Source organism: Lawsonella sp., assembly GCF_011525565.1.
GTDB lineage: Bacteria > Actinomycetota > Actinomycetes > Mycobacteriales > Mycobacteriaceae > Lawsonella > Lawsonella clevelandensis_A.
Genome location: NZ_WVRS01000004.1, coordinates 43,749 through 66,700 on the forward strand (window position 1 = coordinate 43,749; position 22,952 = coordinate 66,700).

Consider the following 22,952-nt stretch of genomic DNA (forward strand, 5'->3'; position numbering starts at 1 on the left):
GTAAAGAGCTACTTCGCGAACTGGAGAGCGTGCCGGGAGATCGCTAGCTCCTCATTCGTCGGCACCACCATCACCGTCACCTTAGACGTTGGGGTGGAGATAATAGTGGGTGTGCTCATGCGGTGGTTATTGGCTTTTTCGTCAACCTCAATGCCCAGTTCCTCCAAGCCTTCCAGGCACGAGAACCGCATTTCGGGGGATTTTTCACCAATGCCGGCGGTGAACACAATAACGTCTAAGCCACCCAATTCCGCCATGTAGGCGCCCAGGTAGCGCTTCACACGGTGGACGTACACGTCCCAGCAGCGCTGGCCGACGGGATCGTGGGCGGCCATCAGATCGTCCAAGTCGCGCATGTCGGAGGAGCCAATCATAGCTTTCACACCGGATTCGCGGTTAAACATGGTGTCCATCTCGTCCACGGTGTAGTCGCCCTGGCGCATCAAGTGGAAGACCACGGAAGCATCAATGTCGCCGCAGCGCGTCCCCATCACAAGGCCCTCCAGTGGGGTGAGGCCCATAGACGTATCGATGGGTTTACCGCCGCGAATAGCGGAGGCGGAGGCACCATTACCAAGGTGGAAAATAATCTGACGGAGGGTCGCCGGATCACGGTCCAAAAGGCGCGGAACCTGCTGGGATACATACTGGTGGCTGGTGCCGTGGGCACCGTAGCGGCGCACCGCATACTTTTCGGCGATATCCTGCGGAATGGGGTAGATGCGGGAAGCGTCGGGCAGGTCTGCGAAAAAGGCAGTATCAAAAACAGCGACGTGGGGAATATCGGGGAGGAGGTCGCGGGCTACCTTCATACCCAGCACGTGCGCCGGGTTGTGAAGGGGCGCCAGCGGGGAGAGGCTGGCGATCTGCTCAATGACGGTGTCGTCAATTTTAACGGGCTCGCGGAAGAGGTTACCGCCCTGCACCACGCGGTGTCCTACTGCCACAACGTCCTGTTCGTCGAGGTTGAGGCCTACTTCGTTGAAGAGGTCAATGACGAGTTGCAGGCCGACCGCGTGGTCGGGAATTTCTGCCTGGTGTTCAATTTTTTCCCCATCGTGTTTGATGGAGTACTTGCCCTGCTGCAGACCGATCTGGTCGACCATACCGGAGGCAACAACGGCGTCTTTCCCCTCCAACGCCGGATTAATGAGCTGGTACTTAATGGAGGAAGAACCAGAGTTAATAACAAATACAGTGCTCACGTATGGCTCCTAGATATTTTGGGCTTGGACGGCAGTAACGGCAACAGTATTCACAATATCGTCGACAAGTGCGCCGCGGGACAAATCATTAATGGGTTTCTTAAGGCCCTGCAGAATGGGGCCGACGGCAACGGCGCCGGCGGTACGCTGCACTGCCTTGTAGGTGTTGTTGCCGGTGTTGAGGTCGGGGAAGACGAGCACGGTGGCGCGGCCAGCAACGGGAGAATCGGGGACTTTAGCGGCAGCCACAGTAGCGTCCACGGCAGCATCGAACTGGATGGGGCCATCTATGGGGTAAGCCATGCCGTTTTCCTTTGCCAGGGTAACAGCGTCGCGAACTTTATCGACGGCGGCACCGGAACCGGAAGTACCAGTGGAGTAAGAGAGGAGAGCAACGCGCGGCTCCACCCCGAACTGGCTGGCGGTCTCCGCGGAGGAGACGGCAATGTCAGCAAGCTGGGTGGGGTTGGGGTCAATATTGACGGCGCAGTCCCCGAAAGCCAGCACGTGATCTTGGAGGCACATGAGGAAGATGGAGGAGACGGTAGAGACACCCGGCTTCGTCTTAATGATTTCAAAACTGGGGCGGATGGTGTGAGCGGTGGTGTGTGCCGCGCCGGAAACCATGCCGTCAGCTTTACCAAGGTGCACCATCATGGTGGCGAAGTAGCTGATGTCCTGTAGTTTCTGACGGGCATCGTCCATGCTGATGCCCTTGTGCTTGCGCAGTTCGTAGTAGGTTTCCACGAACTCGTCGAGGCCCTCATAATGCGTTGGGTCCAGGAGGGTAGCGGCGGAGAGGTCCAGGCCAAGCTGCTGGGCGCGGGTGCGGATAGTGTCCGGATCGCCCAGGATAGTGAGGTCTGCGAAGCCCTCGCGAAGAATGATATGGGCTGCTTTCAGAATGCGATCATCGTCGCCTTCTGGGAGCACAATGTGTTTCTTGTTGGCCTTGGCTCGTTCTAGCAGCTGGTACTGGAACATGTGGGGGGTGACGGCAGTGGGGGCCGGAAGTTCCAGAAGAGCGTCTGTAGAGAAGTCCGCGGCGGTAAAGACGGGAAGCTCGAGAGCATCGGCAAGAGCAGCGTTAGTAGAGGCAGCGTTAGCAGAAGCAGTGTCATCGGCAGAGGCAGCGTCAATAATGAGGGCTGCTGGGGCGTGATGGTTGTCGCGGAGGTACTGGACGGTAGCGCGGCAGACGGATTGGAAAGTGGCGGCGTCCTGGCCGTTAAAGCTCTCCACAAGAAGCAGGTGTGCACCCAGGTTCATGGCGATGGTGGCGTTAAGGTCGCATTCGCCTGCCATGTTTGCGGAGTAGTCACTGCCAAGAATGAGGACAATATCGCAGGTGTCTTGGACGGCGGCGAAGCGGGCAATGATAGTGCTGAGGGCGGCGTTGCGGTCTGTGACCGCGGTGAGGTAGTCAACGCCCGTACAGTCGTCGTAGCTGAGACTGGTGTTACTCTCGTCCACAAGCATGTGCAGGAAAACGTCTGTGCTGGTGGAGGCGAGGGGGTTGAGGGGGCGGAAGATACCAACGGTGTATCCGGCGTCTTTCAGACTGTGGAGGAGGTTCTTTGTGATGGTGTAGGTGTCGGTATGGGTGGCCGATGCCATGATGTAGAAGGGTGTGTGTTTCCGCTTCATAAAAGTCATCGATTCCTTATGTTTCGTCACGTGCGCGGAAGCGCCAGGGTTGTGGCGGCTGCGCTCATGGCAATTGTGTCCATAAATTAGTGTGAGCTCGGATAGTACAGAACTCCAGGCTGCGCCCTTACGCCCCATTGTAGTGACCAAAATTACATCCAGACGAATTTTCTTAGGGTGTACTGCGTCTCAATATCTCGCTAGAAAACTCTTAATATTTTCCAGGAGAGCTGCGACAATGAGGGTATGGCTACGCACAACTCGGAAACATCCCCCACAAAAACCTCCCCCGCGGAACACTCTCCCACAAAAACATCCTCGGCTACCACCCAGTGGAATTTCCTCACCGATATGGATGGAGTCCTTATTCAAGAGGACAAGCCCATTGACGGTGCCAAAGATTTCCTACAAGAACTCAAAGACAGCGGCACCCACTATATGGTGCTTACCAATAACTCTATTTTTACGCCCCGCGATTTAGCGGCCCGCCTGCGCCTATCCGGCATTGATATTCCCGCCGACCATATTTGGACATCGGCGCTGGCCACCGCCGCATTCCTAGACGAGCAAAACCCACACGGAACCGCCTACGTGGTGGGAGAAACTGGCCTCACAACCGCTATCCACGAGGCCGGCTATATTCTCACCGATACCGACCCAGACTATGTGGTGCTGGGGGAAACTCGTACCTATAGTTTTGAAGCTATCACGAAGGCCATCAACCTCATTTTGAAAGGCGCCAAGTTTATCTGCACAAACCCGGATAACACGGGCCCTTGCCCGGAGGGTGTCCTGCCTGCAACAGGGTCGGTGGCGTCCCTCATTATGACGTCAACAGGGAAAGAACCCTACTACATTGGGAAGCCAAACCCGATGATGATGCGTTCCGCGCTCCGCGCTATGCATGCGCACTCGGAGGAAACCATTATGATTGGCGACCGCATGGACACGGATGTGAAGTCTGGTCTGGAGGCCGGCATGCACACGTTCCTGGTGCTCTCCGGTATTTCCACGGTGAAAATAGCACGCCAATGGCCGTACCGCCCCAGCCGCATTATTGACTCAGTGGGTTCCCTTGTGGGACATATTGACGATCCCCTAAGCGTGCCAAACTCTAAACAAGTTACGAAGAAGAGCTAGACCCGGCAGAACGAGACTGCGACGAAAGAGACTGGGAAGAATTCAGCTGGGAAAGGCAGGAATTGTCCCACACGTGAATGAAATTCTGCGGTAGTTCCTCAATAAGGCCAGTATTTTCAGTGACCACAATAGTGTTGCGGCGCTTCGCCACATTCTCCAACACCATTGTGCGCACCAGCGAGGCGGAGTCGCTGTCTGAGTCAACGGTGTGGAAGTAACTTTGTACGGTGTAGGGCAGGGCTCTATCCTCCCGCGCGCCCGTAATTTTTCCACCTAGCACAACTGTGCAGTGTGCGGTCCAGTAGAAACCCGGTTCGGTAGTTTCTTGCGCGCACCCGTCCGCGTCAAGAAAATCGGTGGCGTGGCGGCGGCGCCACACCCAGGGACGGTGTTTCGCAATTTTCCCGAGGATACTATCGGCCCTGCTGCGATCGCTTTGCCACCAGTGTTTATCCTGGCCAGAGTAGATGGATTCGCCATCAATAATGAGGTCGGCTTCGGTTGTTTTGAGGGCGGGCCAGACGCGCCCAAATCCGGGAATGAGTTCCAGTTGGGACACTTCATCTTCGGAGAGCCAGGCGAGTTCTTTGGATTCTTCGTCAGCTTGGAAGTCTACGGGCGCGTTGAGGTCCGCCACAACGGTAGTGTAGGTCCATAGACCGCTCGTTGTGTCCACGCGTTCAAAGTAGTGGTCGCCGCTGCGGGAGATGCGGTCCCCCAGGGGATCGAAGTCGCGGGTGAGGCGTTTCACAAACCGCATTCCGGCGGTGGGGGCGGACCAGCGGGCACGGGCGGGGTTGAGGGCGATGTGGGTTTCTTCGTGGACTTCGCGGAGGGCTCCTTCTATGGGGCTTTCGTGGGAGTCTATTGCTCCCCCGGGGAGTCCCCAGGTGCCGCCGGCATTGGTCCATTCGGCTCGATGTTGCATAAGGATGAGGGGAGTACCGTCTGCGGCGGGGGCGCGGAGGAGAAGTCCTGCTGCACCGAATACGCCCCAGCAGTGTTCGTCTTGGGGCCCAATACACATTCCATCGCCATCATGATCCACGGTGCCCATTTTACTGGTGAAGAGGTGTGTGGGCACTTTTTTAGAGGGGTGACCGTGGGAAGTGTGGCCTAAATTACCAGCGACCCCCACCGGAGCGCGTGCGTGGGGGTCGCTGATATCTTGTGACGAACGAGGAGGAGTATCTGCCCTTACTCCATCTCGCAATAATTATCTTAGGGTAGGCTAACCTTGTGGTGCAAGTTTTTCGGTACACTTTTTACAAAATAGTTTTCTTGCCCCGTTCTGTAGAATAGAAGCCACACTAAATGACACTCTGACCTCGACTGTAGAAGAAGTAATTATGACCCGACCCCTCCGCGTCGCCATCATCGGCTCTGGCCCAGCAGGTATCTACGCCTCGGACTGCCTTATGAAATCCGCCGCCGCCCAAGACCCCGGCGTCAGCATCGATATCCTCGAACGCATGCCCGCCCCCTTCGGCCTCATCCGCTACGGCGTAGCACCCGACCACCCCCGCATTAAAGGCATCATCGCCAACCTGCACAAAGTACTCAACAAACAACAAGTACGCTTCTTCGGCAACGTCGAATTCGGAACCGACGTCACCCTCGACAACCTCCTCCAGTACTACGACGCCGTCATCTTCGCCACCGGCGCAAAAGCCGACCGCGCCCTCAACATTCCCGGCATTGACCTAGACGGATCCTACGGCGCCGCCGAATTCGTCGCCTGGTACGACGGCCAACCCGAATTCCCCCGCCAGTGGCCCCTCGACTCCGAAAAAGTAGCCGTTATCGGCGTCGGCAACGTCTCCCTGGACGTCTCCCGCATCCTCGCGAAAACCGCCGACGAACTCCACGTCACCGAAATCCCCGACAACGTCTACGAGTGCCTTAAAGCCTCCAAGGTAAAAGAAGTTCACGTTTTCGGCCGCCGCGGCCCCGCCCAAGCCAAATACACCCCCGTTGAACTGCGCGAACTGGACCACTCACCAAACGTCCAAGTTCTTGTTAACCCCGAAGATATTGACTACGACAAGGCCTCCGAAGAAGCCCGGCGCGCCGCTAAAGCCACCGACATGGTGTGCACCACGCTGGAAAACTACGCCATGCGCGACGAGGACCCCAACCCGGATATCTGCAAAATCTATATCCACCTCTTTGAATCCCCCGTCGAAATCCTGGGCAAAGACGGCAAAGTGGCCGGTATCCGCACCGAACGTACCCAGCTCAACGGCAAGGGCGGTGTTACCGGTACCGGAAAGGCCACCGACTGGGAGGTCGGCCAGGTCTACCGCGCCGTCGGTTACCTCTCCTCCGAACTGCCCGGTATTCCCTTCAACCACACCCTCGGCACCATTGAAAACGTGGCCGGACGTGTCGTTGACCAGGCCGGCGACCATATTGCCCCGCTGTACACCACCGGTTGGGTAAAGCGTGGCCCCGTCGGACTTATTGGCAACACTAAATCTGACGCCAACGAAACCATCCAGAACCTCCTGGAGGACTGGGCGGCAGGCAAACTCAACCAGCCAGCACACCCGTCACCAGAAGAAGCCCGTACTTGGCTGGATAACCTGCCGAAGAAAATTACTGACTGGACCGGCTGGTACCGCCTAGACGTTCACGAGAAGAAACGCGGCGCGCAGGAAGGACGCGAGCGGAAGAAGATCGTGGAATGGGACGACATGGTGAACGCCTCCCACGACACAAGCGTGGACGAAGAAGCCGAAGCGGACCGAAAAGCACGCGGAGGCTGCTAAAACATAAATAGAAGACCTCACCTGATCACCGGTAAAGGAGCATAAAAATGACCACTGCTGTTGTTGTTCTTATTGATGGTTTTGAGGAGATTGAAGCCCTTGCCACGGTAGACATTCTGCGCCGCGGCGGAGTGGACGTGACCACCGCTTCCCTCACCGAATCCCGGACGGTGACGGGTAGCCATGCCATTCCCGTCCAGGCAGACGCCATGTTCGCCAATGTGGATGCGCAGGGTGCGGATGTGCTTGTTGTTCCGGGCGGCACCACTGCTTTCAACGACCACGAGGGGTTGAAGAAAGAAATTGTGGCCCGCGCTAAGAGCGACAAGTATGTGGCCGCTATCTGCGCCGCCCCCATGGTGTTGGGTGGGCTTGGCCTCCTGAAGGGCAAGAATGCCACCTGCTACCCCGGTTTTGAAAAGTACTGCGACGGCGCCACCATGCTGGATGTTCCAGCGGTTGTGGATGGGAAGATCATCACCGGGCATGGGCCTGGTTGGGCGCTAGAATTTGCTCTCACTATTCTGGCCGAGGTTGTTTCCGCACAGACTGCTGAGGATGTACGCGCCGGGCTGCTACTGGACTAGCGGTTACTGAGCTAGCCTGAGCTGGCTTACCACACTAAAGGACTGCTAGAGAGCTCTAGAAGATGCTGCGTCGTCCTTGGAGGGCGCGGCCTAGTGTGAGCTCGTCCGCAAATTCAATATCGCCACCCATGGAGAGGCCAGTGGCCAGGCGGCTCACCGTAAGATTGGGGAAATCCTTGAGAATACGGGCCAGGTAGCTGGCGGTCGCTTCGCCGACGGTATTGGGGTTGGTGGCTAGGATGACCTCACTGATGTGAATATCAGTGGGGTCTCCTTTATAGTCCTCCACGGGTTGGGCGATGCGGGTGAGCAGATTCCGGATGTTGAGTTGGTCTGGGCCAATACCTTTCAGTGGGTCCAGTGCCCCACCGAGCACGTGGTAGCGGCCGTGAAATTCGCGGGTGCGTTCAATGGCTTGTACGTCTTTGGATTCCTCCACCACGCAGATGACGTCGAGGTCTCGTTTGGGGTCGGAGCAGATGCTGCATGTGTCGGTTTCGGAGACGTTTCCGCAAATGTGGCAGTAGGTGACGCCGTCGCGGAGTGCGGCAACAGCGTTTGCGAGGCGGTCAATTGTATCGGGTTCCTGGTTGAGGAGGTGGAAGGCGATACGCTGAGCACCTTTGGGGCCTACTCCGGGGAGGCGTCCGAGCTCGTCAATGAGGTTTTGGACGGGTCCTTCATACACTTAGTTATCATCATCCTCTATGAGTGTGGCGCCCAACGTTTCTTGCAGATGTTCGATAGCAATATCGGCGGCACTGCGGTGGTCAAGATTCTTTTGTGTGGGGTCGGCAGCATCAGCCAACATCTGGTTAATACTATCTGCTTCACTGGACTGCTCCGAAGAACCAGTAGCAGACTCGCTGTCGGCAGGCGCACTGTCAGCAGGGCCACTGTTGGCAGGGCCACCATCGCTCGAGGTCGCATCACCAGTGGGGTCGGCAGGTGTTGCACTAGCAGGTGACGTTCCACCATGTGAAACGCCGCCAGTCGGCGACGCCTTAGCATGCGCCCTCGCAGACTGTAGCCGTTCAGCATAAGACTGTGCAGAAGTGGATTGTGCAGTATGGGACTGTGCAGAAGCAGACTGTGCAGCTGGGTCATGCGTGGTAGAGGTGCCTGCACTGCGGGCGGCATCTTGTGCAGTGAGGCACCGAACATGCACCTGTACACCCAGCGTGTGGGCAATAGCGTCCGTCAACAATGCAATATGCCGGGGTTCGTTAATGCGGGAGACGAGGGGGCCGGACGTGTGGCTAATGGATAGTTGGGCAGTATCCGGCTGGTAGTCCACCACACGGGCGGTAGCGAGCATAACGTCCAGTGTGCGGGACTGTGCACGAACTGCATTACGGATAGCCACCCACTGGTTGGAGAAAGTTTCCGCGGTCAGATCGCTTGCAGCAGAACTGTTTTCCGAAGATTCAACCGTCTGTGTAGACGGAGTGGACTGTGCAGTCGAGGCAGACTGTGCAGACTGCCCAGCTGAGGCAGCCTGTGCGGCCGGAACAGCTTGTGCAGACGCAGCGGCCTGAACGGGCTGAGATTCTTGCGACGCTTCCTTTTTAGCCTTCTTCTCCGCCATAACAGCACGAATACGGGCTGTTCCCTCCGTAGCGTTACGGGCGGCCTCCTCACGGGAAATGTGTGGGGCGGAAGAAACGGGAGGTTCCATTGCCGCATTCTGATGAGCAGGCGTATTCAGAGAAATATTGGACCCTACACCGCGTTCCAGCTGCTCCACGCGCTGCAATAGTGCTTCGTAGGAATCGTCGGTGGCGGGTAGCAGCATGCGTGCCGACATAATTTCTAGCAGTAAGCGCGGTGATGTTGCTCCCCGCATATCTTTCAGCCCCGTGCTCAAAACATCAGCGAAGCGTGTGGCGGTGGCAGGGCCCAATTCCTTGGCCTGAGCTATCATGCGCTCCATCTGGTCGTCGGGGGCGTCCACCAGGCCCGTATCTGCCGCATCTTTTACCGACTGCAGCATAATGAGGTCGCGGAAACGGTCGAGGAGGTCGCTGGTGAACCGGCGTGGATCATGTCCGGCGGCAATAACCCGCTCAATAGTGCCGAACATGCCGGAGCGATCCGCCGCAGCCAGGGCGTTAACCGCATCATCGATAAGAGCAACGTCAGTGGCACCCAGGAGAGCGAGGGCACTCTGGTAGGTGATGCCGTCCTCGCCAGAACCCGCCATAAGCTGGTCCAGTACGGAAAGAGCGTCACGAGGGGAACCACCACCGGCGCGAATAACCAGCGGGTAGACTGCCGGGTCCACCTTGACACCCTCCTGCTCACAAATGCGTTCCAGCAGTCCACGCATAGCGTTAGGGGCGAGGAGACGGAACGGGTAGTGGTGGGTACGGGACTTAATGGTGGGGAGAACTTTCTCCGGCTCCGTCGTTGCAAAAATGAAAATGAGATGCTCGGGTGGCTCCTCCACAATCTTCAACAGGGCGTTGAAGCCGGCGGAGGTGACCATGTGGGCCTCGTCAATAATGAAAACCCGGTAGCGGGATTCGGCGGGCGCATAGAAGGCACGGTCGCGCAGTTCACGGGCATCGTCCACACCACCGTGGGAGGCCGCGTCCAGTTCGGTGACGTCGAGGTTACCGGGGCCACCGGGGGCGAGCGCCAAGCACGACGCGCACTTGCCGCAGGGGGTGCTGGTGGGGCCCTCGGCACAGTTCAGGGAACGGGCGAGGATACGCGCGGAGGACGTTTTGCCGGTACCGCGCGGACCGGAGAATAAATAGGCATGGTTAATGTGGCCGCTGTCTAATGCTTGCATCAGCGGCTCGGTTACATGCTCCTGCCCAACTACTTCAGCGAAAGTAGCGGGACGGTACTTATGGTAAAGCGCCACGCTTTAGAGCCTACCCGGACAGTGCGACAAACACAGCTCAGCAAGCCTGCCACCCCAAACGTGGGTTATGTGCAGACAGTCTCCTCCTTATGGGCATGCGCAGAATTCGCCGCACTTGGCGGTATTCACCACTTTTTTAAAAATTTTTTTATTACTTGTAAAAACATCGTAACTGCAGGTAAAAGAGCATTTTTTGATCAATAAAAGAGCATTTCTGACACAAGTAGCTCCCCCACGGGGGAACCTTATCCCCCATACTTGTCCGTGCTTCCCGCACTGCGCTTTACCGCGTTCTCCACTCTCCACGGGAAGCTACCGTAAGAGCCCACCTTAGGAGTAAAAGCATGGTTTATTCAGAATTCGGTGGCGACCACTACAACGCCCAACCCTCTACGCCCTTTACACCCTCTATCCCTCCGAAGCGCATCACCACCACAGAACTTCCTATCGTCGATCCGGACCCGGGCGAACGCCCATTTCTTCTGTCCGATGACGCAACTACCCCCACTCCTCCGCAGTCTTTTGAAAGCGCCTTCCCACCTGCCTATAAGGAGCCGACGACACCATCACCGTCCTTTAGTGATCCCTACCTAGGTTTCCGCGATCCTGCCTACTCTCCCACTCCTCCCGTCTATTCCCCCGACAACACTGCCCTATCCGGCCAGACTGCCACCCACGTTAACAACGCTCCTACACCATCTACACCCTCTCCATCCACACTGTCCGCTATCGACACTGTGCAGAATGTTCCCACCGCGAAGGCCGTCCCGCAGAGTGGCTGGCGGAAGTTTATTTATAAAGCCAGCCGCGGCACCATCAACCCCGGACTATCCACTGAAGAAAAAGAAGTAGAGGCGTTAAAGGAACGCGTCCGCCAAAACGTTCGTGGCGACTACCGCATTGCGTGTTTGTCACTCAAAGGCGGGGTGGGGAAAACCACCACCACTGTTGGACTGGGATCCACTTTCGCGTCCCTACGCGGGGACCGCATTATCGCCATTGACGCCAACCCGGACTTAGGTACCCTCGCACAACGCGTACCCCAGCAGACGAATTCCACTGTGCGGGACCTCCTCGAAGACCCCTCCATTCACCGCTACTCGGACGTACGAGCCCACACGTCACAGGCTCTCTCCCGTCTGGAAGTATTGGCCTCAGAATCCGATCCGGCCATTAGTGAAGCCTTCTCCGAAAAGGACTACCGCCGCACTATCGACATTCTGCAGTCCTTCTACAACATCATTCTTACAGACTGCGGTACTGGCCTTATGCACGATGCCATGCACGGCGTCCTCGACCTAGCAGATTCGCTTGTGCTGGTCTCCTCCCCCGCTATTGATGGTGCCCGAAGTGCCTGGTCCACCCTCAACTGGCTGGACGCGCACGGCTACCAACACCTTGTGAAACGCACTGTGGTAGCCATCTGTTCCAGCCGCGCCGGCTCCGCCAGTATCGACATGGACCAACTCCAGGCCACCTTTAACCAGCGCTGCGCCGCCGTCCACCTTATCCCCTTCGATGAGCACCTTGCGGAAGGCTCCGAAGTGGATATGGACAAAATGGGCAAGGCTACCCGCCGCGCTTTTATTGAACTTGCCGCTTCCGTGGCGGACGGGTTTTCGCAGACTCTCGTCCCAACCAGTGTGAAACGGCCAGAGAAGCATCATGTAGAGTAACCGCCACTAACCATGCACCCTTCCAGGTGGAAACCGCATGATGTGAGGAAAGCCCCGGTCTGTTTTGGAGAGCATGACCGGGGCTTTCTGTATGTATTTCTCTATACCATCACCACGTGTAATGACTACATGTCATTGGTGAAATGGTGGCGGATTACGCAGCTAGTGCCTTCTCAAGAGCAGCTTTCAGCACGCATGTAGCAACACCATCCATGGCGACGGTAATCTCCTCCAACGGGGGAAGAGACGGGGCCAGGCGAATGTTGGTCTCCTTCGGATCCTCACCCTTGGGGTAGGCGGAACCAGCATTGGTGAGCTTAATACCAGCCTCGGCGGCGAGAGCAACCACGCGCTTCGCGGTACCCGGAACAACATCAAGAGAGATGAAGTAGCCGCCCTTCGGCTCAGTCCAGGTAGCCACGTCGTACTCGCCCAGGCGCTCAGCCAGGATCTTCTCCACGGCCGCAAACTTGGGGGCAAGAATGTCCTTGTGCTTCAGCATGTGGGCTTTGACACCATCTGCATTGCCGAAGAAACGAACATGCGCCAGCTGGCTAATCTTGTTCGGGCCGATAGTGGCAATACCCAGGTACTTCTTGTACCAGTCCAGGTTGGTGGAGGAAGTGTTAAGGAAGCTAACACCAGCACCGGCGAAAGTGATCTTAGAAGAAGACGTCAGCTGGAAAACACGATCCGGGTGGCCCGCATCGGCAGCCATCTTGACGATGGGCAGAATCTCGGGGAATTCATCGGTGAGCGTGTGAATACCGTAAGCGTTATCCCACATGATGGTGAAATCAGAGGCGGCAGTAGGCATAGAAACAAGCTTCTCGGCAACCTCCTGGGAGGTAACAGTACCGTCCGGATTGGCGAATACTGGCACCAGCCACATGCCCTTAATAGAGGGATCATTGGCGACGAGGTCAGCGATAGCGTCAGCGTCGGGGCCGTCCTCGTTCATGGGAACCTGGATCATCTCAAAACCCAGTGTTTCCGTGATGGAGAAGTGGCGGTCATAGCCGGGGACGGGGCAGAGCCACTTTAAGGTGTTTTCTTTTACCCATGGTTGGGGGCTGGAGGGGAGGCCGTGCAGCATGGCGAATGTGAGCACGTAGTGCATAATCTCCAGGCTGGCATTATTTTCGGCAATGATCTCCTCGACAGGTACCCCAAGAATGTCGGCCCAGATAGTACGAATGGATTTCAGGCCAGCCAAGTTCCCATAGTTGCGGGCATCGGTACCGTCTACATCCGTGGTTGAGCCTTCACCGAGCAGCGAAAGGAGACCATTGGAGAGGTCGAGTTGCTGGGCGGAAGGCTTACCGCGAGTGAGATCCAGTGAAAGATTTTTACCCTTGAAGTCTTCGTAGCGGGTGTTGATCTCGTGGGAGAGAGCTTCCAGCTCTTCGCGGCTCATCGTCGACAGTGACATGAGAAGCCTTTCTAAAATTGGCATAAAAAAAGCGGGCGCCGCGCACCCGCCAGAGCCCGCTGACCCTTGCTGCCTTCCGGCCCTGGGGGGATTCACAGGATGGACGCCGCGCGGTGCCCACACAACAGTTTAGCGGTTCTTATCATTCAGGGAAACTCTACGTATCCTCCCCACCACTACTGTCCTCCATTAGCTGAGGGGATTCCGCAGGAGCCAGTCCCGCACCTGTGCGGCAGTACGACCCTTCGCCAATTCCGACTGCAATGTCATACCGGCACCACCCGCCCGTTTTGCCAGGCGTTTTCCTTGCTTGTCCCGCATCAGTGGTACATGCCGGTAGGTGACGGGTGGCAACCCTAATAAGTGCGCCAGATAGGCTTGCCGCGGGGCTGACGAGAGAAGATCCTCACCCCGCACCACCTGGTCTACCCCCTGGGCGGCATCATCAACGACCACCGCCAAGTTGTAGGCCCACATGCCGTCACCGCGACGCAACACAACATCATCCACTACACCGGTATAGGGTTGCGGATGTCCCGGCCGTGCCCCCTCCACCGCGCACTCTTCCGGAACTGTCCACTCCGTTACCTGCGCGCGCAGACGTAAAGCGGGCTGACGGAAATTCGCTGCGGCGGCAAGTTCTGCGCGTTTAGCGGCACGCTGTTCTTCGGTGAGGTTGCGGCAGGTACCCGGGTAGGATCCCGGCGGGGAATGCGGGGCGCGGGGTGCCTCCAGGATTTCCCGGCGCGAACAGTAACATTCGTACACCAGCCCTTGAGCGGCGAGCTTATCCACGGCAGCCTGGTAGGCGGCATGGCGGCGGGACTGCCACATAATGTCGCCATCCCACTCAATTCCGAGGGCGGCCAGGTCGGCTAGTTGACGTTCGGCAATGTCACGGGAGCAGCGTTGTTCGTCGAGGTCCTCTACACGCATGCGGAAACTGCGCCCGGTGCTGCGGGCGGCAGTGTAGGCCAGTAGTGCGGTGCGTAGGTTTCCCAGGTGGAGGTCTCCCGAGGGTGTGGGGGCGAAACGTCCAGCTCCCATAAAGTTGACCATAGGGTGGAGTTTAGCGCGAGGACGCAGAAGCAGAGTCCGCAGTGTCAGCAGCATCTACAGCGTCAGCAGAGTCCGCAGTGTCAGCAGCATCTACAGCGTCAGCAGAGTCTGCAGTGTCAGCAGGCTGGTCCGTATTCACCATTTTCCGTCGCATAACGTGGGCAACTATAGAGGAAAGCAGAACAGACCCCACACCGGCTACCGGCCAGATAACCCATGTTGTGTTCCAGTCGTCAGTTGTGAAACTGATGAGGAGATACAGGAACACCATGAGCATCCAGTAAATACTCATGATGGGTTCCAGCCGGGTTGTCACCATCTTGTCCTCCGGGCTGCGCTTACCATCTTGGAGAACCGAGTGGAAAGAATCGTTAATAATACTGTTGCGGGTCAGGAGAAAAACGGAAATACTCGCCACGGCGAAGCCCAAGGCCACGAAACTTCCAGCATCAATCTTGGTGCTGTTAGCCAGTAGGTCCGTAAGGGCGAAAAGGACGATGGCGGCAATAAGGAGTACCGCCGACGTCACAAGGTTAGTGGTGTAGGAGGTTTGGAAGGCGTCGCGACGCTGTTTCGCCATACCACCCACCCCGTAGGCGGTGTCGAAGGGCTCCTTTTCTATCCACTCCCACTTTTTCGTGCGGTTGTGGTTGATGATGAAAAGAGAAACACCAATTGCTACCAGGACGGCGGCGAGGGCGAACCCCAGGGGGCCACGGGTGCTTTCCGAGAGGCCACTCCATGTGCAGAAGAAGATGAGGACGACAATGGCCAGGGAGCATAGCATGCAGCCGATGGCCATGGGGAGGGCGGAGTTTTCTTTCGCAGCGAGGAATGCGTTTGCGCCCTCGAGTGAGAGTTGCCGGTGGGTACTGTGGGTAAGGCTGGGGAAGGAATCCCCCGCGTCGGTGGGGGGAAGTTCCTCCATGTCGTCGCGAAGGAGATAGTCAGTACTGACCCCCAGAAGATTACTGAGGGCAATAATATGGCTAATTTCGGGGGAACTTTGGGAGGTTTCCCATGCGGAGACAGTTTGGCGACTGACACCAATCTTTTGTGCTAATTCTTCCTGGGACCAGTCGCGTTGCTTACGCAGTTGGATAATCTTGTCAGCCAAAATCATGTCAACTACCTCCGCTACTTCACGGGAGCGGAGGAGGTGGGAAGAACCTTCTCCACGGAGGGAGTTGTGGGGTCCGGAAGATTATTTTGGTTCTTCCGCCAGGGAATATAGATGGCAAGGAAAATAACGGCAATAACGATGAGCGTTGTCATCATGGCCGCAAAAATCTTGTTGATATTCCGAGCGCGCTGCTTATTTTCTTCCTCAATAGAAGCAATTTCTTCGGGAGATTGTGGCGTGTCTTGGTCGTGTACCTCTTCGCTGTGCAACTCTTCGTGGCTATGCACTTTTTCACTGCGTTCTTTAGTCTGGTCACTCACGTCATCATTATTATGCGTTTTACCGTGGCTATGTGTTTTATCGTGGTCATGCACTTTATCATGTGCTTTGTCGTGTGATTTGTCGTGTGCGTGACCATGTTTTCTGTCGTGGACGTGCAGGTGAGTGGGCGTCTCGTCAGCTATCTCATCAGCTTCTTGAGCGGCCTCAAACTCGGGGGTTGAAGGAGCTATGGGAGCTTGAGAAGTGTCTTCTTCATCGGCAGGATCGGGGGTAAGATTCTCGTCCATTATGGGGCCTTCCCTAGGTCTATGGTGCACGCGTAGGTAACGACAGACCGCGTTGATATGTATGCCCCATGCTACCTGTCCTCTTCCTTAACGTCAGAACAATGGGGAGAGAGGTTGCGACAAAAGTGTAGGAAGGCTCCTCAGTTTTACTGTGATTTATTAGACACCTGTAAAGGGCCTTCTCAATAGTGTCTTTAACTAAGGGTAGGCTATACTGTTCATGCAATCGTCAGTATAGGTTTTGCCGTACTATTACGCCCGGCACTACTGCCAACCTCGCTGAAAGAACTGCTTATGCCCAATAACGTCTGCCTACTCTCCGACCTCACACCCGGAGACAGTGCCATCATCACTTCTATCTCTGAAGAAGCCCCCGATGCCGTCCGCAGACGCCTCAACGATCTCGGCTTCGCCCCCGGCACTCCCATTACCATGACGCGCCGCGCCCCCATGGGCGACCCCAGCATGTTCCGCCTCCGCGACTACAACATCTGCCTGCGAAAAAGCGAAGCCCAACAACTCCACGTCACCACCCCAACCAGCCCCTAATCACTAACATCCTGTTGACGGTACAACTCCACAAAGAATGAAGAATGAGGAATCATGGCCAGCTGCCACAATCCTGATGCCTGCGCACATACAAAACTCCACGGGAAAAAAGGGGGTAGTGTAGCCCTCACCGAACGGGATAACGACGCTACCGCCACCCCCACCACCCGTATCGCCCTCATTGGCTCCCCTAACGCCGGCAAAACCTCCGTCTTCAACAAACTCACTGGCCTCAACGCCAAAACCGGTAACTACCCCGGAATCACCGTCACCCACACAGAGGGACACGTTAGCCCCAACGTTATTCTGGAAGACCTCCCCGGCACCTACTCCCTGGACCCCATCAGCCCCGATGAAAAAGTCGTCACCGACCTCCTCGCCGGCAACCTCGCAGGGGTTCCCTCCCCCCAGGCGATCCTCATAGTCGTCGACTCCACCACCCTGCACCGCTCCCTCAACCTCGTCGCCCAGGCACTCTCCCTAGGACTACCTGCCGCCCTCGTCCTCACCATGACGGACGAACTGGACAAGCTCGGCGGCAGTATCGACATTGACGCCCTCTCCGCCGGGCTCGGAATACCCGTTGTGGGCGTTATTGGCAACCGCAAAAAAGGCTTCACAGAACTGCGGAAACTCGTAGAAGACCCCACTTCCTGGCCCACCCCCATTGTTGCCCCACCCGCCGAACCCGGACCCGAGCGTGAATCCTGGACACACTCCATGCTCGCCCTCTCGCACTATGAGGCACCCCAGGAAAACACCACTACCAGCAAAGTAGATAAGGTACTTCTGCACCCCGTCTTCGGTACCTTGTTCTTCTTCCTCATCATGTTCCTCTTCTTCCAGGTGATCTTCACCGTGGCAGCCCCCTTCCAGGGCTGGATAGAGGACTTCTTCGCCTGGCTCGGTGACCTCAGTGCCGACCACATCACCAACCCACTGTTGGCCAGCTTCGTTAACAATGCCCTCATCGGCGGTGTTGGCGGCGTCCTCGTGTTCGTCCCCCAAATCCTGCTCCTCTTCCTCCTTATCAGCCTGATGGACAACATCGGCTACATGTCCCGCGCCGCCTACCTCATGGACCGTGTCATGGCCAGCGCCGGCCTGGAAGGACGCGCCTTCGTCGCCCTCCTCTCCAGTGTTGCCTGCGCCGTACCTGGCATTATGGCCACCCGCACCATGCCCTCCTCCAAAGACCGCATAGCCACCATCATGGCTGCCCCCCTCATGACATGCTCCGCCCGCCTCCCCGTCTACCTCCTCCTAGTAGGAATGCTGGTAGACCCCAATAAACACGCGGGCCCCTTCTCCATCCAGGGCATCGTCCTCTTCGGTCTCTATGTTCTTGGTGGCGCCAGCGCCATGCTAGCCGCCTGGGTTTTCAAACACACCAACCTGAAAAGCGAACACGTCCCCTTCTACATGGAGATGCCACCCTACCGCCTCCCCACCGGCAAAACTGTTCTCTCCGACATGTGGAAATCCACCAAGATATTCCTCAGCAAAGTCGGCCGCATTATCCTCGTCTCCACCATTATTGTCTGGGGACTAATGAACTTCCCCTCCCAGCAAAAAGTTATCGACGAACAACACCTAGATGACGTACAGGCCGTCGAATACACCACCGACCACTCCGTTGCCGCCAGCATCGGCAAGGCTGTAGAACCCATCTTTAGCCCCCTCGGATTCGACTGGCGCATCACCATCGGCCTCATTGGCTCCTTGGCGGCCCGTGAAGTATTCGTAGCCACCATGGGGCAAACAGCCGCCGCACAAGACCCCGACAACTCCACGGACGCGCTACAAAAAATGACCTTCACAGAAGGCCCCCACAAGGGTGAAAAAGTGTTCACCACACCCACAATTGTGGCGCTCCTTATCTTCTTCGCCTACGCCCTACAGTGCATGTCCACAGTGGGCGCTATCAGATCCGAAACAAACTCGTGGAAGTGGCCTCTTATTGCGCTGACATACTCGCTGGTCCTGGCCTGGGTACTGGCCTATGCGGCCAGGTGGATAACAATTGGCATCATGGCCATATAACACGGCTGTAGCATAGCTATAGCATGGCTACACCACTTCTCTTCTACCCCCAAACCACCCCGAACCCACTGGAACTCGAGTGGGTGGTGGGGCCTGGACTCATTCGCTTCACCTGGTCTGGTGGACTGCAGGAAGCCCGCCAACTGGCAGCCCAAGACGCCATGCCGCAGTCCATTCTGGGCTACCTAGAACGCGGCGAACTCGCCCATATCTCCCTCGCCCCCGGACTCATCACCACTGTGCTACCGGAAGGCGGTTCCTGGCAAAGCCGCAGCCCGGTGACAGACAGCAACGCGGCAGCCGAGGTAAACGGCGCAGAGAAAAGTGCACCGTTGGCGACGCGGCTCCGCCATGACCTTTTCGCCGCCATCTCCACCCCCATCACCGCAGACAATGCTGGTGCGAGTGAGGCTAGTGCAGGTACTAGTACAGGTAAATGCGGGTGGCCCACCGGCTCCCTTGACGTCCCCAGCATAGGCGGCAGTACCGATGCGGAACTACGGGCAGCAGTGGAGGAACTCCTCGGCGGCGCAGCTGGACGCTTCGCCGCCTCCCACGGTGGCACAATGCGGCTGGTGAGCGTACAAGACGGTGTTGTAAAAATTTCCATGGGTGGCGCCTGCCGAAACTGTCCAGCGATTGGCCGCACCCTACTTTTCCATGTAGACCGGCAACTACGCCCCTTCTTCCCCAACCTCGTGCGCGTGGAAGAAGCAAAATAGCGCATGCGTCGCCCAGACTGACACCTCATGGAGATACATAAAACATACGAAAGGCCCCGTCATGCTAAGTCGCAATGACGGGGCCTTTCTAGTGGCGGAGGATGCGGGATTTGAACCCGCGAGGAGCTATAAACCCCAACCCGCGTTCCAGGCGAGCGCCATAGGCCACTAGGCGAATCCTCCGGGTAGAAGTTTACCTAAAGGTTGTCTTTACGCCAAAATAGTGTCCCAGCAGCGTCTCCCATTCTTTCCCTTACACACCCTTGTGGACATTCCCATAAGTATTCCTGAACACCGAACCTCCTGAGCGGACTAGCCCAACGGCCTCCCCACTAGCCATAATGGAACACGTGACAGACTCCAAACACCCCACGCAGGACACCACCGCTACCGCAGACGGCACCCATGCCGCATCGCGCGCGGCCTTCGCACACTCCACCAGTAGCCACGTCATGCCGCTGGCAGTCTTCTTCGTAGCCGTCATGATGATCTCCACCATCACCGGCACAAAAGGCGTCCAACTAGGCCCCCTGGACACTGATGGGGCGTTCTACCTCTTCCCCCTGGCATACATTCTGGGTGACGTTATCAGCGAAGTGTACGGTTTCCGCACCATGCGCCGCGTTGTGTGGGTGGGATTCAGTGCCCTCGTCCTGATGAGCCTATGCATGTGGATTACCACCGAATTACCCGCCGCCGACTTCTACACCAACCAAGACGCCTTCGTGGCCGTGGCCGGCGTTGTCCCCCGCATTCTCATCGCCAGCCTGGCCGGCTACCTGGTGGGGGAAATCCTCAACTCCTGGGTACTGGTCAAGATTAAAGAACACACGGGTGAGAAAAGTCTCTGGGCCCGCCTCATTGGCTCCACCCTGGTGGGCGAACTAGCCGATACCCTTATTTTCTGCAGCATAGCCGCACCCGCTATCGGTATTTCCACCGGTAAAGACTTCCTGAACTATGCGGCCGTGGGATACGTGTGGAAAACATGTGCGGAGATTATCGTCCTCCCCCTCACCTACCAGGCGGTGAAGTGGATGAAACACCACGAGCCCACCTACCAACAGTCATTGGATAATCTCGACAGCCCTGAGACCTCCAGCGCCGCTAACACCCCCGCCAGCAGCAGTACCGCCAGCAATAGTTAGCGATCTATCATGTTTCTGCCGCCGTTCGCATAGTAACGGCCCATAACCTCCGCCTTGTAGTCCCAGTAGGTGCCGTCCTCCATAGAGGCCCGAATACCATCCACCAACTGCACAATAAAGAACAGATTGTGGATAGTGCACAAGGTCTGCCCCAACTTCTCCCCTGCCTTCAACAGGTGGCGAATATAGGCGCGGCTATAATTCTGGGACGTGTACGACGCCAACTCCGGGTCAATAGGGCGGAAGTCCCGCTTATACTTGGCGGCCGCCAGATTCATACGGCCATCCTTGGTGTAAACACCGCCGTGGCGGCCCAGACGGCTCGGGGCCACACAGTCGAACGTGTCCGCACCATTTTCCACCGCAGTGAAAATATCGTCCGGCTCCGAAATTCCCAGCAGGTGACGTGGCTTATCCTCGGGTAGTTCCTGGTTACACCAGCCCACGATCGTACCCAGGTTTTCCTTCTGCAGGGCGCCCCCAATGCCGAAGCCACCGAAGCCAACACCGCCCCGCTCCTCCGACTCCAAGGAAAGTTGCTGCAGATCGCGGCAGGCTTTACGGCGCAGATCCTCATACTGGGCACCCTGAATAACACCCCACAATGCCTGCGGGGGGCGATGCGCGCGCTCAACAGTAAGACGGCTATGCTCCACTAAACACCGCTCCGCCCACAGCCGGGTTCGCTCCAACGCCTCCTCCTGGTAGCCGCGCGAATTAAGAAGCGTGGTGAGCTCATCGAAGGCGAAAATAATATCCGCACCCAACTGGTGCTGAATCTGCATAGAGACTTCCGGCGTGAAGCGGTGACGCGACCCATCTAAGTGAGAGCGAAACGTCACCCCCTCATCATCCACATTCGCCATGCGCTCTTTACCCCGGCGAACCTCCCCATCACGATCCGTCCCAGCAAACTCAGCCGCCAACACTTTCTTAAAGCCCGAGCCAAGAGAAAGCACCTGAAAACCACCCGAATCCGTGTAGGTGGGACCATGCCAATTCATGAACTCGGCAATGCCGCCGGCCTCATCCACAATATCGGCGCCGGGCTGCAGATACAGGTGGTAGGCGTTACCGAGGACGGCCTGCGCACCGGTAGAGCGAATCTGTTCCGGTGTCAGGGTTTTCACAGTAGCGCGCGTACCCACGGGGATAAAAGCGGGTGTGTGAATATCCCCGTGGGGAGTGTGGATAGTACCAGTGCGGCCCAGTGGCTCCCCGGTAGTACGGCGAGTGATAGTGCCATATGCGCTAGCGTGCGCGCCGGTGGGTTCACTAAGGTGCGTACCCAGGGTGAAGGGGGTGGCGGGCTGCTGGTGTACTGCCATGGAATCTTCTAGAGAGCTAAAAGCAGGTATAGGGCGCGGAGATGTTAGATAGCGGTGTGTAGAGCACGCGCGATCATTGGCCAGCTCTTCCGCATGGCCTGGCCGAACTGCCCAAAACTATGCGCACCGTAAGGCTGGTTGAAAAACTCGTACTTTACGCCGGCGGCGTCAGCCATACCGCGGAAAAGAGCAGTGCAGAGATAAATATTCTGCTCCAACAGCGAATAGTCGGGCTGCTTGCGCATATCGTGGTCGTCTGGCGGCATCTTCGGCTTACCCGTGGAAGCGGAAATAAAGATGGGCTTTCCACGCAGTTGGCTCATGTGCAGCGCTGGATCGTTATGTATCCACGCTGGGGAGATCAATCCCGCATAGGCGTTCAGCGGGTTCACACCTGGCGTGTTGAGGATCATCGAGTTCATCGTCACCATCTTCATGGGAAGATTTGACGATACTGGGCACCCGGAATACGACGCCCCCGCCTTAAAAACATCACCATGGTTAGCAAGCAACGCTAAAGCGGTCCCGGCGGACATGGAATACCCGCCGATAGCATTACGCCCAGTGGTGTTGAGTGTGTGATTGATAACCGGCGGTAGTTCCTTCGACAGGTAGGTTTCCCACATGGGCTTATAACCTAAAACACGATCTTTCCGATACCAGTCCGTGTAATAGGTAGACGCTGCCCCCATGGGATTAACAACATAAACATCTTTGTCTTTGAAGAATCCGCGGGCGCCGGAGGCGGGGTGGGCCCACTGGTCGCCGTCGCCACCGTACATGCCGGAAAGAAGATAGAATACGGGGGCTCGCTTCATTCCCCGGGGAGTCATCACCTGGTTGGTGATAACTCGCTTCATGGAGGGGCTATACACCTTAACTTCCAGGAGTTGCTTCCCGATCCAACGCTTACCAACAAGATGAGCTACAGGGGAGGCTTCTTCAGCGGGGGCAGCTCCAGCCGGGGCGGCGTGGAGTCCACAACCAACCGAGAAAGCAGTAATCACAGCCATAAGAGCTCGTGCGAAAGGCCGACGCATACACTTCTCTTTCTCAACAAAAACTAGCAGACAAATACCTC

Annotated in this window: 19 protein-coding genes, 1 tRNA gene and 1 other RNA gene; 8 read left to right on the forward strand and 13 right to left on the reverse strand. The window is 57.1% G+C overall.

Features of this window, described 5'->3' with window-relative positions; translation table 11 throughout:
• Window positions 1–8 precede the first annotated feature (8 nt).
• Complete coding sequence (locus QZV76_RS03950; RefSeq protein ID WP_290598500.1) at window positions 9–1,205, reverse strand: acetate kinase; 1,197 nt, start codon at window positions 1,203–1,205, stop codon at window positions 9–11.
• A gap of 9 nt (window positions 1,206–1,214) precedes the next feature.
• A complete protein-coding gene (gene pta / locus QZV76_RS03955; protein WP_290598502.1) occupies window positions 1,215–2,852 on the reverse strand; it encodes a phosphate acetyltransferase in 1,638 nt (545 codons plus the stop codon).
• A 351-nt stretch (window positions 2,853–3,203) separates the two neighbouring features.
• Between pta and QZV76_RS03960 the strand changes: the two genes are divergently transcribed.
• Window positions 3,204–3,992: an HAD-IIA family hydrolase gene (locus tag QZV76_RS03960; RefSeq protein WP_290598548.1), complete on the forward strand. Its 789-nt coding sequence runs from the start codon at window positions 3,204–3,206 to the stop codon at window positions 3,990–3,992.
• Here QZV76_RS03960 and QZV76_RS03965 read toward each other — a convergent pair.
• On the reverse strand, window positions 3,976–5,040 hold the full coding sequence (locus tag QZV76_RS03965; protein ID WP_290598503.1) for an NUDIX hydrolase: 1,065 nt from the start codon (window positions 5,038–5,040) through the stop codon (window positions 3,976–3,978). The two genes, QZV76_RS03960 and QZV76_RS03965, sit on opposite strands and share 17 nt — an antisense overlap.
• Before the next feature lie 301 nt (window positions 5,041–5,341).
• Here QZV76_RS03965 and QZV76_RS03970 point away from each other — a divergent pair, with 301 nt between their 5' ends.
• Window positions 5,342–6,763: an FAD-dependent oxidoreductase gene (locus tag QZV76_RS03970; RefSeq protein ID WP_290598504.1), complete on the forward strand. Its 1,422-nt coding sequence runs from the start codon at window positions 5,342–5,344 to the stop codon at window positions 6,761–6,763.
• 47 nt (window positions 6,764–6,810) lie between these two features.
• Window positions 6,811–7,350, forward strand: coding sequence for a DJ-1 family glyoxalase III (locus QZV76_RS03975; RefSeq protein WP_290598505.1), 540 nt, complete (start codon window positions 6,811–6,813; stop codon window positions 7,348–7,350).
• A 55-nt stretch (window positions 7,351–7,405) separates the two neighbouring features.
• On the opposite strand, the gene recR is transcribed toward QZV76_RS03975, so the two are convergent.
• Together recR and QZV76_RS03985 are read right to left on the reverse strand one after the other, a co-directional pair.
• Window positions 7,406–8,038: a recombination mediator RecR gene (recR, locus tag QZV76_RS03980; RefSeq protein WP_290598506.1), complete on the reverse strand. Its 633-nt coding sequence runs from the start codon at window positions 8,036–8,038 to the stop codon at window positions 7,406–7,408.
• Entirely contained in the window at window positions 8,039–10,222 is a 2,184-nt protein-coding gene (locus QZV76_RS03985; RefSeq protein ID WP_290598507.1) for a DNA polymerase III subunit gamma and tau, read from the reverse strand.
• A gap of 344 nt (window positions 10,223–10,566) precedes the next feature.
• On the opposite strand from QZV76_RS03985, the gene QZV76_RS03990 reads away from it, so the two are divergent.
• A complete protein-coding gene (locus tag QZV76_RS03990; protein ID WP_290598508.1) occupies window positions 10,567–11,898 on the forward strand; it encodes an AAA family ATPase in 1,332 nt (443 codons plus the stop codon).
• Window positions 11,899–12,052: 154 nt separating this feature from the next.
• On the opposite strand, the gene QZV76_RS03995 is transcribed toward QZV76_RS03990, so the two are convergent.
• From QZV76_RS03995 to QZV76_RS04015, 5 genes are all read right to left on the reverse strand, one after another.
• Complete coding sequence (locus QZV76_RS03995; protein WP_290598509.1) at window positions 12,053–13,330, reverse strand: aminotransferase; 1,278 nt, start codon at window positions 13,328–13,330, stop codon at window positions 12,053–12,055.
• Between the two features lie 26 nt (window positions 13,331–13,356).
• An RNA gene (ffs, locus tag QZV76_RS04000) (signal recognition particle sRNA small type) lies at window positions 13,357–13,453 on the reverse strand.
• A 66-nt stretch (window positions 13,454–13,519) separates the two neighbouring features.
• Window positions 13,520–14,377: a tRNA glutamyl-Q(34) synthetase GluQRS gene (gene gluQRS, locus QZV76_RS04005; protein WP_290598510.1), complete on the reverse strand. Its 858-nt coding sequence runs from the start codon at window positions 14,375–14,377 to the stop codon at window positions 13,520–13,522.
• A 22-nt stretch (window positions 14,378–14,399) separates the two neighbouring features.
• A complete protein-coding gene (locus QZV76_RS04010) occupies window positions 14,400–15,512 on the reverse strand; it encodes a helix-turn-helix transcriptional regulator (protein WP_290598512.1) in 1,113 nt (370 codons plus the stop codon).
• Window positions 15,513–15,526: 14 nt separating this feature from the next.
• Window positions 15,527–16,081, reverse strand: a complete 555-nt coding sequence (locus QZV76_RS04015) for a hypothetical protein (protein WP_290598513.1) — start codon at window positions 16,079–16,081, stop codon at window positions 15,527–15,529.
• A gap of 294 nt (window positions 16,082–16,375) precedes the next feature.
• Between QZV76_RS04015 and QZV76_RS04020 the strand changes: the two genes are divergently transcribed.
• The 3 genes from QZV76_RS04020 to QZV76_RS04030 are packed head-to-tail and all read left to right on the forward strand — an operon-like array spanning window position 16,376 to window position 19,395.
• On the forward strand, window positions 16,376–16,630 hold the full coding sequence (locus tag QZV76_RS04020) for a FeoA family protein (protein ID WP_290598514.1): 255 nt from the start codon (window positions 16,376–16,378) through the stop codon (window positions 16,628–16,630).
• 54 nt (window positions 16,631–16,684) lie between these two features.
• A complete protein-coding gene (locus QZV76_RS04025) occupies window positions 16,685–18,673 on the forward strand; it encodes a FeoB small GTPase domain-containing protein (protein WP_290598516.1) in 1,989 nt (662 codons plus the stop codon).
• A gap of 23 nt (window positions 18,674–18,696) precedes the next feature.
• The gene (locus tag QZV76_RS04030) at window positions 18,697–19,395 is read left to right on the forward strand and encodes a NifU family protein (protein ID WP_290598517.1); all 699 of its coding nucleotides are present in this window, start codon (window positions 18,697–18,699) and stop codon (window positions 19,393–19,395) included.
• Window positions 19,396–19,487: 92 nt separating this feature from the next.
• On the opposite strand, the gene QZV76_RS04035 is transcribed toward QZV76_RS04030, so the two are convergent.
• Window positions 19,488–19,578 (reverse strand) — tRNA-Ser (locus tag QZV76_RS04035).
• Window positions 19,579–19,847: 269 nt separating this feature from the next.
• Between QZV76_RS04035 and QZV76_RS04040 the strand changes: the two genes are divergently transcribed.
• Entirely contained in the window at window positions 19,848–20,543 is a 696-nt protein-coding gene (locus QZV76_RS04040; RefSeq protein WP_290598549.1) for a queuosine precursor transporter, read from the forward strand.
• Here the strand turns inward: QZV76_RS04040 and tgt are convergent.
• Together tgt and QZV76_RS04050 are read right to left on the reverse strand one after the other, a co-directional pair.
• Window positions 20,540–21,871, reverse strand: coding sequence for a tRNA guanosine(34) transglycosylase Tgt (gene tgt, locus QZV76_RS04045; protein WP_290598518.1), 1,332 nt, complete (start codon window positions 21,869–21,871; stop codon window positions 20,540–20,542). The genes QZV76_RS04040 and tgt overlap by 4 nt on opposite strands.
• Window positions 21,872–21,915: 44 nt before the next feature.
• A complete protein-coding gene (locus QZV76_RS04050; RefSeq protein WP_290598519.1) occupies window positions 21,916–22,911 on the reverse strand; it encodes an alpha/beta hydrolase family protein in 996 nt (331 codons plus the stop codon).
• Between the last annotated feature and the right edge of the window lie 41 nt (window positions 22,912–22,952).

Excerpts from the sequence above, each read along its gene's own strand:
- QZV76_RS03960 (WP_290598548.1), top strand. The coding sequence starts at position 3,204 with ATGGATGGAGTCCTTATTCAAGAGGACAAGCCCATTGACGGTGCCAAA.
- QZV76_RS04040 (WP_290598549.1), top strand. The coding sequence starts at position 19,848 with ATGCCGCTGGCAGTCTTCTTCGTAGCCGTCATGATGATCTCCACCATC.
- QZV76_RS04010 (WP_290598512.1), bottom strand. The coding sequence starts at position 15,512 with ATGATTTTGGCTGACAAGATTATCCAACTGCGTAAGCAACGCGACTGG.
- QZV76_RS03970 (WP_290598504.1), top strand. The coding sequence starts at position 5,342 with ATGACCCGACCCCTCCGCGTCGCCATCATCGGCTCTGGCCCAGCAGGT.
- QZV76_RS04020 (WP_290598514.1), top strand. The coding sequence starts at position 16,376 with ATGCCCAATAACGTCTGCCTACTCTCCGACCTCACACCCGGAGACAGT.
- QZV76_RS03975 (WP_290598505.1), top strand. The coding sequence starts at position 6,811 with ATGACCACTGCTGTTGTTGTTCTTATTGATGGTTTTGAGGAGATTGAA.
- QZV76_RS04030 (WP_290598517.1), top strand. The coding sequence starts at position 18,697 with ATGGCTACACCACTTCTCTTCTACCCCCAAACCACCCCGAACCCACTG.
- QZV76_RS03990 (WP_290598508.1), top strand. The coding sequence starts at position 10,567 with ATGGTTTATTCAGAATTCGGTGGCGACCACTACAACGCCCAACCCTCT.
- QZV76_RS04015 (WP_290598513.1), bottom strand. The coding sequence starts at position 16,081 with ATGGACGAGAATCTTACCCCCGATCCTGCCGATGAAGAAGACACTTCT.
- QZV76_RS04050 (WP_290598519.1), bottom strand. The coding sequence starts at position 22,911 with ATGCGTCGGCCTTTCGCACGAGCTCTTATGGCTGTGATTACTGCTTTC.
- gluQRS (WP_290598510.1), bottom strand. The coding sequence starts at position 14,377 with ATGGGAGCTGGACGTTTCGCCCCCACACCCTCGGGAGACCTCCACCTG.
- tgt (WP_290598518.1), bottom strand. The coding sequence starts at position 21,871 with ATGGCAGTACACCAGCAGCCCGCCACCCCCTTCACCCTGGGTACGCAC.
- QZV76_RS04025 (WP_290598516.1), top strand. The coding sequence starts at position 16,685 with ATGGCCAGCTGCCACAATCCTGATGCCTGCGCACATACAAAACTCCAC.
- pta (WP_290598502.1), bottom strand. The coding sequence starts at position 2,852 with ATGAAGCGGAAACACACACCCTTCTACATCATGGCATCGGCCACCCAT.
- QZV76_RS03995 (WP_290598509.1), bottom strand. The coding sequence starts at position 13,330 with ATGTCACTGTCGACGATGAGCCGCGAAGAGCTGGAAGCTCTCTCCCAC.